This window comes from Chryseobacterium sp. 2VB (genome assembly GCF_005503635.1).
Classification (GTDB): domain Bacteria; phylum Bacteroidota; class Bacteroidia; order Flavobacteriales; family Weeksellaceae; genus Chryseobacterium; species Chryseobacterium cupriresistens.
In genome coordinates this window covers 1-13,562 of the sequence record NZ_SCNC01000031.1, presented here as the reverse complement: position 1 = coordinate 13,562, position 13,562 = coordinate 1, and the positions used below count along the sequence as shown (strand labels likewise).

Annotated in this window: 17 protein-coding genes; 9 read left to right on the top strand and 8 right to left on the bottom strand. The window is 35.5% G+C overall.

Annotation, left to right across the window (positions count from 1 at the left end):
- Window positions 1-32 precede the first annotated feature (32 nt).
- The 5 genes from FFS26_RS20140 to FFS26_RS20120 form a co-directional block, all read right to left on the bottom strand.
- Entirely contained in the window at window positions 33-680 is a 648-nt protein-coding gene (locus FFS26_RS20140) for a GNAT family N-acetyltransferase (RefSeq protein WP_137905947.1), read from the bottom strand.
- A gap of 17 nt (window positions 681-697) precedes the next feature.
- Complete coding sequence (locus FFS26_RS22830; RefSeq protein WP_110010934.1) at window positions 698-1,546, bottom strand: PH domain-containing protein; 849 nt, start codon at window positions 1,544-1,546, stop codon at window positions 698-700.
- A 99-nt stretch (window positions 1,547-1,645) separates the two neighbouring features.
- A complete protein-coding gene (gene hisS, locus FFS26_RS20130) occupies window positions 1,646-3,016 on the bottom strand; it encodes a histidine--tRNA ligase (RefSeq protein WP_110010935.1) in 1,371 nt (456 codons plus the stop codon).
- A gap of 123 nt (window positions 3,017-3,139) precedes the next feature.
- A complete protein-coding gene (locus FFS26_RS20125; RefSeq protein ID WP_228406545.1) occupies window positions 3,140-3,595 on the bottom strand; it encodes an HRDC domain-containing protein in 456 nt (151 codons plus the stop codon).
- A gap of 14 nt (window positions 3,596-3,609) precedes the next feature.
- Window positions 3,610-3,942, bottom strand: a complete 333-nt coding sequence (locus tag FFS26_RS20120; protein ID WP_062675086.1) for a single-stranded DNA-binding protein — start codon at window positions 3,940-3,942, stop codon at window positions 3,610-3,612.
- Window positions 3,943-4,292: 350 nt separating this feature from the next.
- On the opposite strand from FFS26_RS20120, the gene FFS26_RS20115 reads away from it, so the two are divergent.
- On the top strand, window positions 4,293-4,667 hold the full coding sequence (locus tag FFS26_RS20115) for a helix-turn-helix domain-containing protein (RefSeq protein WP_228406546.1): 375 nt from the start codon (window positions 4,293-4,295) through the stop codon (window positions 4,665-4,667).
- A 195-nt stretch (window positions 4,668-4,862) separates the two neighbouring features.
- On the opposite strand, the gene FFS26_RS20110 is transcribed toward FFS26_RS20115, so the two are convergent.
- The 3 genes from FFS26_RS20110 to FFS26_RS20100 all read right to left on the bottom strand — a co-directional run bounded on the left by FFS26_RS20110 (window position 4,863) and on the right by FFS26_RS20100 (window position 6,785).
- Window positions 4,863-5,894 carry a methyltransferase gene (locus tag FFS26_RS20110; RefSeq protein ID WP_137905946.1) on the bottom strand — a complete coding sequence of 344 codons (1,032 nt, stop codon included), beginning with the start codon at window positions 5,892-5,894 and terminating at the stop codon, window positions 4,863-4,865.
- 100 nt (window positions 5,895-5,994) lie between these two features.
- The gene (locus FFS26_RS20105; protein WP_137905945.1) at window positions 5,995-6,270 is read right to left on the bottom strand and encodes a hypothetical protein; all 276 of its coding nucleotides are present in this window, start codon (window positions 6,268-6,270) and stop codon (window positions 5,995-5,997) included.
- 26 nt (window positions 6,271-6,296) lie between these two features.
- Window positions 6,297-6,785 carry a hypothetical protein gene (locus FFS26_RS20100; RefSeq protein ID WP_137905944.1) on the bottom strand — a complete coding sequence of 163 codons (489 nt, stop codon included), beginning with the start codon at window positions 6,783-6,785 and terminating at the stop codon, window positions 6,297-6,299.
- A 378-nt stretch (window positions 6,786-7,163) separates the two neighbouring features.
- Here FFS26_RS20100 and FFS26_RS20095 point away from each other — a divergent pair, with 378 nt between their 5' ends.
- From FFS26_RS20095 to FFS26_RS20060, 8 genes are all read left to right on the top strand, one after another.
- Window positions 7,164-8,069, top strand: a complete 906-nt coding sequence (locus tag FFS26_RS20095; protein ID WP_137905943.1) for an arginase family protein — start codon at window positions 7,164-7,166, stop codon at window positions 8,067-8,069.
- Window positions 8,070-8,663, top strand: a complete 594-nt coding sequence (locus FFS26_RS20090) for an HPP family protein (protein WP_137905942.1) — start codon at window positions 8,070-8,072, stop codon at window positions 8,661-8,663.
- A 5-nt stretch (window positions 8,664-8,668) separates the two neighbouring features.
- A complete protein-coding gene (locus FFS26_RS20085) occupies window positions 8,669-9,013 on the top strand; it encodes a hypothetical protein (RefSeq protein WP_110010942.1) in 345 nt (114 codons plus the stop codon).
- A gap of 25 nt (window positions 9,014-9,038) precedes the next feature.
- Entirely contained in the window at window positions 9,039-9,944 is a 906-nt protein-coding gene (locus tag FFS26_RS20080; RefSeq protein WP_137905941.1) for a TIGR01777 family oxidoreductase, read from the top strand.
- Window positions 9,945-9,982: 38 nt separating this feature from the next.
- Complete coding sequence (gene nudK / locus FFS26_RS20075) at window positions 9,983-10,564, top strand: GDP-mannose pyrophosphatase NudK (RefSeq protein WP_110010944.1); 582 nt, start codon at window positions 9,983-9,985, stop codon at window positions 10,562-10,564.
- Window positions 10,565-10,682: 118 nt separating this feature from the next.
- Window positions 10,683-11,366 (top strand): DUF2306 domain-containing protein, encoded by a 684-nt coding sequence (locus FFS26_RS20070; RefSeq protein ID WP_171006360.1) that lies wholly within the window; start codon window positions 10,683-10,685, stop codon window positions 11,364-11,366.
- Window positions 11,367-11,914: 548 nt separating this feature from the next.
- Complete coding sequence (locus FFS26_RS20065; protein ID WP_110010946.1) at window positions 11,915-12,679, top strand: hypothetical protein; 765 nt, start codon at window positions 11,915-11,917, stop codon at window positions 12,677-12,679.
- Between the two features lie 250 nt (window positions 12,680-12,929).
- The gene (locus tag FFS26_RS20060; protein WP_089692357.1) at window positions 12,930-13,376 is read left to right on the top strand and encodes a KTSC domain-containing protein; all 447 of its coding nucleotides are present in this window, start codon (window positions 12,930-12,932) and stop codon (window positions 13,374-13,376) included.
- Window positions 13,377-13,562: the final 186 nt, after the last annotated feature.

Here is a 13,562-nt window from a genome sequence, read left to right as displayed (position 1 = left end):
ATAAGTAATAAAAATTTAATTCAATAAAAATATTAGTCTTCTGATGGTATCACAATGGAAGTATGCAAACAGTATAGCTTCCAGCCTAAGGTTTCATACAACAGCTTTCCTTCTTCCGTTGCCACTAAAATATTCTTGTAAAAACCTTTGGATAAAGCGATCTTCTCCAGTTCTTTCAATAAAAAACGGGCAAGTCCTTTCCTTTGATGACTTTTTTCGGTAATAATCCTGTCATACACAGCAACATCATCTATAAGAGAGATACGTCCTATAGAAGCCTGCTCACCATTCTCCGCCACAATCGTAATAACAAAGGTTGTATTGTACTCAGAAAATTCCAGATGGTATCCTTCTGTAAGACTTGTGTCCGGAAATTCCATTGGATGAAAACAGGTCATCATATATCCCTGCGATTGTAGTTGCCATCTTTCAGGGATTTTACTGATCAATTCATCAGGAGAAGTTGATACTTTCAGATAAATCCAGGGCTCGGTAATTGAATTGGCAAGCTGAAAAAAATCATCATTAAGCTCAGGAAATACAAAACGTTCTTTTTGTTTTTCATCTCCTACATTGACATTAAATCCTGATTTATATGAAACGGGAAAAGGTACTTCTCTTGATAAGCACCAGCCTTTAAGCCAGCTTTCTACTATTTTTGCAGATACTTTATCTTTCATGATTGGGTATAAAATTTTTATGGTAATTGCTCCAGCAGCTTCTTTTTTTGCTCTGCAAATTCGGCATCGGTTAAAATTCCGTTTTCCCTCAGCTTACCAAGTTTTTCAAGCTGATTCAAAATATCGTCTGATGAGACTGCAATACTTTTTCCTGCTTTACCCATTTGTTTTGGAGATTGATCCTTAGAATTATTATAAATGGTTTTTATTGTATCATAGAACTTCTCTGCATCTTCCTTATCCATATAGCATTCAAACTCAACTATTCTTTCATCCAGATGCAGTTTAATAATCGGAGATCTCGGATGGGTTACAAAGCTCACCGACTGTATGTTTTCATTAGGGTAAATATTGATCTTTGCGACACCAAACATTCCTTTTGATACAGAAATCATCCTTTTGGGCGTTGCTACCAATACTCCGGCATCCAATGTATTGACAAACTGAGCGTCAGTAATCGCTGTAATCTGTTCATCTTCTGAAATCAGATAAGGAAGCTCTTTGATTTCTCCTTTGGTAAACATGGACAGATTAGCATGAAGCATTTCCAGTTCGTTCTTTATTTTCTGATGTCTTCGCTTATAAACCTCTTTTGAGATTTGATGAGAATCATAGAGTATCGCTGCAGGAAGATTCTGCTCTCTAGTCATCACAGCCTGCACGTCTTCAGCTTTTTCTGCACTCAGCATTTTATTGATATCCTTAATGCTGAATTTATTAAGATTGTAAAGCAATTCTTCATTAATATCGCTCACTTTATTCAAACATTTGTTGCATAAAACATTACCATCCGAAAGCGAATTCGCTCCCAGAAGCGTATCCATAGATGTTAATTCTGTATTACACAACGCACAATTATTAGTCATTCCTTTTTTATTCAAAAGTATTTAAATTCTCAACATCCATCAAAAAAAAACAACCACAAAAGTAATTTTGCAGTTGTTCTGTTTTTATATAATTAAAAATTATTCTCCTAAAAATTCTTCTAAAGAAACCGTTTTCTGTACTCCCGCTTCAAGATCTTTAAAAGTAACCGTATTATTTTTAATTTCTTCTTCACCCAGGAAAACCAGATTCTTTATGCCTTTCTTTTCTGCATACGTAAACTGCTTGTTGATCTTTGCATTTTCAGGGTATAGTTCTGCAGAAATCCCTTTAGCTCTTAGCTTCATGATCAGCTTTAATGCATCCGTGATTCCTTCACCTCCAAAGTTAGCAAACAGATATTCTATTTTGGCTGATGCTTCTTCCGGGAAAAGGTTGAGTTCTTCCATGACCAGATAAATTCTGTCTAATCCGAATGAGATTCCTATTCCTGGAATATTTTTAACTCCAAAAACTTCAGTAAGATTATCGTATCTACCGCCACCTCCGATGGACCCCATAGCAACTTCATCCGCTTTCACTTCGAAAATAGCCCCCGTATAATAATCCAGACCTCTTGCCAGGGTAATATTGAAGACCAGGTTTTGAATATCCACACCAAGGTTCAAAGATTGGGTAAGAACAAATTCCAGCTCTTCTACCCCTTTTAGTCCGATTTCGTTCCCTGCAAATTTTTCTTTTAACTGAAGAAGATTTTCCAATGCATCATCCGACTGGCTGAACAGGAAATCCAGCTTATCAATAGATTCCTGAGAAATTTCTCTTTCCAAAAGTTCTTTTACAACTCCATCTTTTCCAATTTTATCCAGTTTATCAAGAGCAACAGTGAAATCAATCAGTTTATCTGTGATTCCTGCATATTCTGCCAATCCGGACAGAATCTTTCTGTTATTCATATGAATGGTTACAGGAACTTTAAGATCTGCAAAAGATTTCAGATACAACTGAACCAGCTCCACTTCCTGTAATAAACTCTCACTTCCTACTACATCGGCATCACACTGATAAAATTCTCTGAATCTTCCTTTCTGAGGTCTGTCTGCTCTCCAAACCGGCTGGATCTGAGAACGTTTGAACGGGAACGTCAGTTTACCATGATTCATCGCTACGAATCTTGCAAAAGGTACGGTAAGGTCATAACGAAGAGCTTTATCTGTAAGACTCTCTGCACTGAATGGTTTTTCCAATGCTTTTTGAAAGTCATGAAGCATCTGAGTTTTTTTCTCTTCTTTCGCTTCGTTGATGCTTGAATTTAAAATTTTAAAAATCAAGCGGTCACCTTCTTCTCCGTATTTTCCTGTCAACGTAGAAAGATTTTCAAAACTAGGTGTTTCCAAAGGCTGAAACCCGAATAATTCAAAATTATTCTGTAAAATATTGATGATATATTTTCTTCTGGAAACTTCCTGTGCCGTAAAATCTCTCGTCCCTTTTGCTAAACTTGGCTTCATTTGTTGTATGTCATTTTGATAAATGCAAAAGTAAGGAATTGAAAGGAATTTTACACAGTATAAAAAGCTGAAGAAAGTGTTTCCCCCAGCTTTTCCTTTACTATTATCAATTATTCCAAAAAATCATACGCTTTCAAGAATCTCAAGAATCTCTTCACCGTAATTTTCAATCTTATGCTTTCCGAACCCTTTGATTTCAAGCAATTCTTCCTTCTTAGCAGGCTTGTACTTGGCTACAGATATCAGTTCTTTGTTGCTCGCGATGAAGTAAGTGGGCAGGTTCTGTTCTCTGGCTTTTTCCGATCTCCAGAATTTGAGAGCATCCAGAATTTTTTCTTCATCGGTATTCAAAAGATCAGTATCTGCAGAGTATTTTACTGCCTTTGGTTCTTTTACTGTACTTTTTGTGGGCTTTAATTCTTCAAAATACAATATAACAGACCAATAACGTTCTTCGTTCACAAAAGCTGTTTCTACTTTCATAATCTCATTGGCGTCCAGGAAATCATCCAGCATTTTCTGATCTTTGTAGAGAAATTCTTCCGGAAGCCTGATTTTAAAAACTTTTACTTTCATCATTTGTGTTTTTAGAATTATTTACCTCCTAGTAACAGGATTTCATCTACACGAATTTCCGTGATATATCGCTTCACCCCATCCTTATCATCATAAGATCTGTAGGTAAGTTTTCCTTCAACAGCTATTTCTTTTCCTTTGGTAACATACTTTTCAAAGATTTCTGCTGTTTTCCCAAAGGCAATCAGATTGTGCCATTGTGTTTCTTCTACTTTTTCTCCTTTCGCATTCGTGTAATGATCGCTGGTAGCTAAAGATACACTTGCTTTTACGTTTCCATTGTCGAAGTTTACCATTTCAACTTCTTTACCTGTGTAACCAATTAATGTTACTTTGTTTCTTAGTGACATAACTTTTAGATTTTAAAGATTAATAAATTCAGATAAGAGACGTTCACTGTTTTTCTCAAATCTCTGTTGCAAAGATTGCGATGTTCCGGTAAGACAGTCGGTTATAAACTATTTAAATCCGTTTGTAGTCGTTTGTAAACGGATAGGAAACTAAATAGAATTCTTTATAAAACACTATTTATCAAGTTTAAAAAGCAATAATCTTCACTTTTAAAGTAAAAATTAAACAATGAAAAGCCTTATCCCAAAATAAAATTCTTCTTTAAAAAACATTGAAAAATAGATGTATGACAAGGATTTTTTTTCTTTTTAATTTAATTTTTTTTTGCAAATTTGTAAAAATGTCTGATATGCAAAAAGAAAAACTCCGTACAGTAAGAAAGATGAAAGGTTTCACTCAACAGCAAATGGCTGAAGTGATCCCTACCGACGTCTCCAACTATAGCAGAAAAGAAAACGGTACTGTATCTATAACACAGACAGAGTGGAACAAACTTGCCCAGTTTTTAGAGGTTCCTATCGAAGAGATTTACGAAGAAGAGGAAGCTAAAATTGTTATTGAAAATCCTGTTTTTAACGACAGTCCGGGCGCAAATGTTGGCAATAGTGGTTTTTCAGCTAACAATATGGGACAAATTACAAATGAATTAAGCATAGAAATCATCAAGACGATGCAGGAATATATAGGTCTGCTGAAAGAAGAAATCAACAGATTGAAAAAGTAACAATACAAATATTAATTACGAATAGGGGCTATCGCTAAAAAAATAAATTTATATTTTTCAGCGATAGTTTTTTTTAACAATATCAACCACAAATTTTTAATTTTTCTTTTTTACAGTAAACAAATTAAAAAAGCGCTCAACAAAATTGTTGAGCGCCTCCTACTTAATCATGCAACTAAAAATAAAAATTGAAACTTATATTTTTTCACATTCAATAATGCTTTTTGCATCTGTTCCGATGTGAATAATCTGAGTAAAGTGTAATCCTGCTTTTTCAATAAGCATTTTAAACTCACTTAAAGTTCTTTCTTTTCCCGTAAGGCTAGCCAGCATAACAATGTCCAGAAGTTTGGCGATATGGGGCTTATTTAAAGAATCGTCCGGGATAACTGCGTCTATAATTAATAGTTTTGCTCCTTTAGGCATTGCATCATAGCAGTTTTTAAGAATTTGTACACATTTATCATCATTCCAGTCATGCAGGATCCATTTCATGGTATATAAATCTGCACCTTGCGGTACTTCATCAAAAAAGCTTCCTATTGCTGTAGAACACCTTTCATTAAGATTTTCAGGAATCATTGTGATCGTTTTTTCAATAACATTGGCTTCATCAAAAATAATCCCGGAGCTTTGCGGAGCATTGTTCAGAATGGTATGGATCATGACCCCATTACTGCCTCCTATATCAACAATTTTTTTATAAGGTTTAAAATCATAGTTTTCTATAATCCCTTTTAGTTCCATACCGGACATTCCTGTCATTCCCTTTCCAAAGTTTTCACCTGTTTCGGGAAATTCTTTATAAAAGCCCCAAAGATCTTTTCTATGAATTCTTTCAAAAGGAATTTTGCCTGTCTGAACAGCATAGGTCAACTCTCCATAGCCCGGAAAATGTTCATTCATAATGGTCAGGACAAAATTTTTTACTGTTCCGGGAACATCGGTTTGCAGGGCAGCTCCGAAATCATTCAAAATAAAAGTTTTGTTTTCTGATTCTTCAAATATTCCGGCACCACATAATGCTCTCATTACCCGGTACAGCTGGTCTTCACGCGATTGTGTTTGTTCTGCAAGGAAAGAAATAGTTTTCGGACCAGAGGCCAGCCAATCAGCAATACTGAGCTCAGCAGCTGTTTTTATACATCCGGTGAGCCATAAACCACCTAGCATTTCAAACATTTTAAAAGTAAACTCCGGTTTAATGGGTTGTTTTTCTATAATCATATTGGATTGTTATCTACTGCGTGTGAAAACAAGAACAAACTGATGAGTTTGTTCTTGTCTGACATGTGTCAAATTTGAAATTAAGCTTTAAATAATGAGATTAGTCTTTTGCCTGAGAAATCCTTGTTACACTGCTGATTGTAGCATCCAATGCGGTATCAGATTTTATTTTAATAAGATATCCGCTGCCTATAGATAAAGGATCGGCAACACTCACCAGGTAAAAAACAAGATCTCCGGAGGTTACCCCATTGGGTGCAACAGCGGTTTGATCTATGGAGAATGTTGAAGGCGGAACGGGATTGGAAAGGTTTACCGTTACAAAGGCTACTGAACCATTATTTTTATTGGCATAGCTTACAATAACCCTCCACATATGAACCTGTCCGGCAATAGGGTTTTCTAAAAATCGTCCCGTTGCCGGATCATATTATCTCCGGGTACGGGGTTGATAATATTTTCCGGCCATGTGGTTGTAGGAGATGATGCAAAGTCTGTCACAATATTCATTGGAGTTTGATAGACTACGTTTTGGTACGTCATTAAAGGAACTCCTCCGGAAGCTCTGAATGCAAATGTGGGTTTTACTCCTGCCCCGCTATTGAGCTTAACAACTCCTTCATTAGCGGTTGTTAATGTCAGGGAAGAAATTACGGTACTCCACTGGGTTCCATTATAATACCTTAAGGTTTTATTGGTGGTATCGTAGATAATCATTCCTGCTGTGGGTGTTGTCACATTGGCCGGAGGATTGGCATTTCTGGAAAGTATGACTGCAGAATTTGCAGAAGTAACATCCAGAACTCCTTGTGGAGATGTCGTGTTAATCCCTACCTGTCCAAAAATAAGCGAAGAGCATAAAATGCTGAGTAATAAATTGGATTTTTTCATGGTTTGTTTTTTTGATGCATTAAAATTACAAAAAACCACAATACAGTGAAATAAAAATTCAAATTATTCATTGAAAATAAGACTGTTATACATAATAATAAACATTTATTTATAAAAAATTCATTTAAAACACCGATAAATTCTAAGTTTTTCAAAATAGAGTGAATTACATAAAAGATATACTCTTTCCAAAAAAATAGCTTTAGTGAATATATTCTTTACCCTGGACTCAACTATCCAACACAGGTACAGCAACTACAATATTTCAACTCTTAAAAAATAATAATCCTGCAGGCGAGTTTATCTCACCATCTTTTTTCAACCCAGCGGTTATCCATTTGCAAACGGATAATTCTGTATCTTTGTGAAAATTCTTCTATGAAAAGGAATATCAATATTTTTGAATTCCCTCTGAATTTGGGACTTACAAAAAAGGAGCATGAGACAGAACCAGGAGTACGAAAACTTCCGGACTGGCTCAGAAAATTTGGTTTTCATAGCAGAATTGATCCTGCCAACGTTTTCAGATTGGAAGCTCCGGAATATTCTATTGATTTTGACAGAGAATCAAAGGTCAGAAATGCAGATCAGATTATTGAATATGCTAAAAAACAGGCTGACTGTATTTTCCACCATTACCAAAAGAACACATTCAATATTATTCTTGGAGGTGACTGCAGTATTCTCATAGGAAATGCCATCGCCCTGAAAAAACTGGGAAATTTTGGCCTTTTTTATCTTGATGGCCATACAGACTTTATTCCTCCTGAACTTTCTGAAACCGGAGGTGCAGCAGGAATGGATCTCGCCATCATTACCGGTACCGGACACCAAAAACTGACTGATATTAATGGTTTAAAACCTTATTTCGCTGAAGAAAACATCTTTTGCTGCGGAAATGCAGAAACTGATGATAAGGAATATGTTGATCAGATTATCAATTCCAGTATTCATTATTTTGACCTTTATCAGCTAAGAGAAAATGGTTTCAGAAGAACAGCAGATGATTTTCTGAAAATGGTTGAAGAAAAAGGGCTGGACGGATTTTTCATTCATTTTGACGTAGATATTCTGAAAGATGAGATTATGCCTGCCGTAGACAGCAGAATGGAGGATGGAATCAGTTATGATGATCTCAGGGAAATGCTGGAACCCTTGATCGGAAATTCCCTGTGCTTTGGAATAGAGATTACCATTTTAGATTCCGATTATGATAAAAATGGAACATACACCCATCCGTTTGTAGACAATTTAATTCAAATTATAAAAAATAAAGAAGAGTAAATGAATAAGACATTCAAAAGAACATTCAGAGTTTCAAAGTACGTAATCTATAAGGAAACGCTTGTTGATTATAAAGAGCATTTCTGGTCATTTTTAGGTGCATTTTTTGGAATCGGCATTATTGCATTTATCCAGTCCCATTCACTGGCAGAAACTGAGAATATATTCCTGATCGGTTCTTTTGGAGCATCCAGTGTTCTTATTTATGGAGCTATTCAGAGTCCTCTGGCCCAACCCCGGAATCTTATAGGCGGACATGTGCTGTCGGCATTGGTAGGGGTAACTGTATATCAGTTTGTTCCGGATATCATCTGGCTTTCGGCACCTTTGGCAGTAGCATTTTCCATTGTATTGATGCAGTATACGAAAACATTACATCCACCAGGTGGCGCTACAGCGCTGATCGCGGTAAGTTCTACAGGAAAAATTCCTGAATTGGGATATTGGTATGTTCTCTCCCCTGTTCTATCCGGATGCATTATTCTTTTGATTGTTGCTCTGTTTTTTAATAATATTACACCCAACAGAAGTTATCCTGCTCACAGCATGTTCAAAAAGCTGTTGAAAAAAAGACACCACCATCACTTAAAATAAAAATTATGAATTGTCTGGAATGCGGCGAGAAAATCATCGGAAGGTCTGATAAAAAATTCTGCAACGATGCCTGCCGGAACGCCTATAATAATAAGCAGAATAAGGATTCTAACAATCTGATGCGGAATGTTAATAACAAACTCCGTAAAAACTACCGCATTCTGATGGAAATCAATACCGATGGTAAAACAAAAGTCCCCAGATCCAGACTGGATGGCTTGGGTTTTGATTTCGATTATTTTACCAACCTGAAAGTTTATAAAAATGGTTCTGAATACAAGTTCATTTATGATTACGGTTATAAACTTCTGGAAGATGATTTTGTACTGATAGTAAAAAATCAGGCATAAACCCACCCACTACAAATATAGTATTATGAAAGAAGTTGTCCTGATCACCGGCGCCAGCGGCATGATCGCTAAAGAACTGGCAAAAAAAATAGGGAGCGAATACGAGATCAGATTTCTGACCCGGAAAAAAAAACATGATGATGAGTATGAATGGGACATCAAAAAAGGAAGTATAGATGAAACAGCCTTTGACAATGTTTCACACATCATTCACCTGGCAGGTGCCAATATTTCAGAAAAGCGGTGGACCCCGGAAAGAAAAAGAGAACTGATTTCCAGCCGTGTAGATTCCGCAGAATTGCTTCGAACCACTTTAAGAAAAAATAAAATCAAGCTTACTTCTTTTATTTCAGCTTCAGGAATAAATTTTTACGGTACAAAAACCTCAGAAAATATTTACACAGAAAATGATCCTCCGGGTAATGATTTTCTAAGTGAAGTGGTGATTTTATGGGAAAGAGCTGCTGATGATTTCAAGGAACAGGATCTGGCAGAAAGGGTTGTCAAAATAAGAACTGCCGTAGTTCTTTCTGAAAAAGACGGAGCTTTAAAGAAAATGATCCCTCCTATTCAGTACTATATCGGTTCTCCACTGGGAAGCGGCCAACAATATATGCCATGGATTCATATTGAGGATATCTGTTCTATTTATGAATTTGCATTAAAAAATCCAACAATGGATGGTGCTTATAATGCTGTTTCTCCACAACATGCCACCAATAAAGATCTGACAAAAAAAATTGCCAAAGTACTTGGAAGACCTTTATTGATGCCCAATATTCCCGGATTTGTTCTGAAACTGCTATTCGGAGAACTGGCAAATGCTATTCTGGAAGGTTCCAGAGCTTCTTCAAAGAAACTTCAGGATACAGGTTTCCATTTTAAATTTCCTGATCTGGAGGAAGCTTTAAAGGATTTATTAAAAAAGTAATTTCAAGAAAACATTTATTATAACACAACAATATTCTAATGAAAAACCCGAATATAACCTTATTAAACACGGAAATCCTTTCAGATAACTGGTATACTTTAAACAAAGTTACCTACTCTGTTTTAAAAAAGGACGGAACTACAGAAACCCAGAGCAGAGAAGCTTATGACCGCGGAAACGGAGCCGTAATCCTTCTTTACAATAAAGTCTCCAACACCGTTATTCTCACCAGACAATTCAGATTACCGACCTATATCAACGGAAATTCTACAGGCATGCTCATAGAAGCCTGTGCCGGACTTCTGGATAATGATAATCCTGAAGACTGTATCAAAAGAGAAACCGAAGAAGAAACCGGATATAAAATTTCCAAGGTTGAAAAGGTTTTTGAAGCCTATATGTCGCCCGGATCTGTGACGGAAATTCTTTATTTCTTTATTGCAGAATATTCTCATGAAATGAAAATCAATGATGGAGGCGGACTGGAAGAAGAAGGGGAAAATATAGAAGTTCTTGAATTATCTTTTGAAGAAAGCCTGAAAATGATTGACACAGGAGAAATCAAAGATGCAAAAACCATCATGCTTCTGCAGCATCTGAGGATCAAAGGAATCTTGTAAAATAGAATATGAGTGATGATTGATTAATGATGATTGATTAATGATGATTGATACAAAAAAACGTCTATTTGAATAAAAGCAATAAATTAACTCCGGTAGTTTATATGATATGAAGTCTTTGGGAATACAGATAATTAAAGTTAGTGCTTTATTTTTAGTCCTCCTTTTCAGTATCCTGATGCTGAAAGTGATTTCCCAATATACTTCTTTGGATAAAAACACCGGATTTCTGGCTTTCAAACAACAGGTAGTTGATAATCCGTACTGGATGACTTTTTTCTACATTCATATTTTTTCAATAACACTTTGTCTGCTCGCTGGCTTGACACAGTTTTCGAACCGGTTTTTAGCGGAAAACAGAAACCTTCACAAGCTTATCGGGAAAATATATGTGTACAATATTCTGATCATCAATGTTCCCGCGTGTTTTGTACTGGGACTTTTTTCAAATGGAGGGCTTATCGGAATTACAGGTTTTCTGGTACAGGACGTACTTTGGGCTTATTTCACTTTTGCTGCCGTATTTTCTATCAAAAAAGGAAATGTGAACAGACACAGAATGTATATGGTCTTCAGCTATGCCGTCACCACTACAGCGATTACTTTCAGAATTGTTAAAAATCTGTTTTATAACGAAGCTTATCATGACTACGGGCTTTTTTATGGTCTGAATGTCTGGGCTTCCCTTTTTATCAACCTTTTCCTTGCTTATTTAATTCTTAGAAAAAACTCCTGGTTAACGGGAGAAATCAAGGGTAGAAAAGAAAATATACAGACTGAGAAACGACACCAGAAAAAATGAAGCAATAAATATGAAGGTGTTAAAAATAAGTTCATATTTGCTTTGCCTGGTCCATTTACCGAAAAAACGCATGATGAGGTAAGAAATGCCTCCAAAAACAGCGATAATAAAAAGAAGAAAAAAATAATAGATCATGGTTTTGTGTTAATTGATGTAAATCTATTATTTTAAATTTAGAAAAACAACCAAACTGGAGAACTGATCCCAACTAACTTTATTTGAGACAAAATTCATAATTCCAGCAAGGTTAAAATTATAAACGGATCTGTAGGAAAAATCTAATCCTTTTTATTTTCGTAACCGGATTACAGTCTTATTGGAGTAAGCAATTATCATTAACAAAAACACCTCTGTATCAGTTTATAACCGTCTATTTTTCAGAATTTAAAACACCTGAATTCTGAAAATACAAAAACGCAAGTATAAAATCCATATAAAATTTGCAAAATCAATTGAGAAAATCTATTTAATCCTTTATATTTTGAATTTAAAGCTTTAATTTTGCACTGAAATTCAGAAAATTCGGATTCTTTCAACAGGTTATGTACATGAAAAAAATGATGATCGGGCTTGCTTTGGCCTTATCCATTACTATTTGGGGGCAAAAAACTCCTGCAAAAGCAAACAGTCTGACCCCTTACAGCTATCAGACCTTTAACTGTGACAATAAAGGGTATTTTGACCCGGCTAAATATAAAAAGGAAGAAATAGACGGTGTCAATAAACTTTTGTATCAGTTCAATGGGGTTGTATTTGATACCCAGCCTGTTTTTAAAATTGCCCAGCTTGAAGAAATCCGTAAAAACAGAGAAACGTATTTACAGGAACTGGAAAAACAGTATGAAGAAAAGAAAAAAGAATTGTACAGCCTTAAAGTAATTGATCTTCCGAAATGGAAAAAATTAATGGAAGAAACAATTGATTCTTTTGAAAATGAATACCAGCTTAATAAAGAAGAAATCCTTGCCTATTCTGATCCTACCACATTGAGAAACAGTAAATATTACAATACCTGTAGAGAACAGATTGACGCCATCTCCTCTCCCGACAGAGAAAAGATGTTTGCCGCATGGCGAGCGTATACTGAACTTAAAAGCAAAAATAATGCTGACCCAAAAGGTGTAATGGCAAGATTTGAGGCCAAAATGAATGATCCTCAAAAAGAAGATTATGCTTTAATCGATATGATTGGTTTAGGTTTTCATAACTGTGCCAACAGCAGTTTCAGACAAAAGCGTGATAATGAAGAGAGTTCTTACAAGGATTTTGATAAGATTTTCACCAAGCTGAAAAGAACTTGTGATGAACCTTAGGATTGATGTAAAACCTGAAAGATTAAATATAGCGGCACTCATATTGGGCGCTGTTTTTTATGTATTCCCACATTGAATAAAATTATGATCAGAGTTTAATCGGCTGTGAAAGTTAACAATACAGATTCTACAGCAGTTAATCATCCTGATTTAATGCTTTAAAAACAGCTAAATAAATTAATAATGAATAAGTTATGGTTTATCAGATTTAAATCCGTAATTTTGCACCCCGAAAATAAGGATTAGAGATATGAAAAAAATTGGTGAGCACAGAACACTTCTTGGAGTCGATAAAAACGTTACTTTAAAAGAATTAAAGACGATTTACAGAAATGTGATGAAAGATACCCATCCTGATAAATTCATTAATGATGAAGCAGGAAAGCAGGAAGCTGAAGAAAAAAGCAAATCTGTGATTGAAGCCTACCACTTTTTGGTAAGTATCAATCCGGAAACGCAGGAAAAATATAAGGAAGAATATACTGAAACCATTACAAAATCCAATATTCAGGATTTTTATTTGGAGAAATCAATTTTAACGGTTCAGCATCTGAACGGGAATATGTATGAATATATGGGCGTTCCAAAAAATACGTATATCAAAATGATCAATGCTGATTCACCAAGCCGTTTTGCAAGAAGACACATCTACGGAAACTTCGTTTACAGAAAGTCTGGAGAGGCTATGGCAGATTAATCTTTTCCTATTATAATATACAAAGCTTCCAGTTTTGCTGGGAGTTTTTTTTGTTGCCAAAACATGGCTTTATGTTTTGGCTCCTATGTTTGCAAAAGAATAAATTTACATACAAAGCAAAAGGGGTGAGAGAACAGTTTTGGCTAAATAACTCAGGAAGTATATTGTGCTTTAGAAATGTCCTCA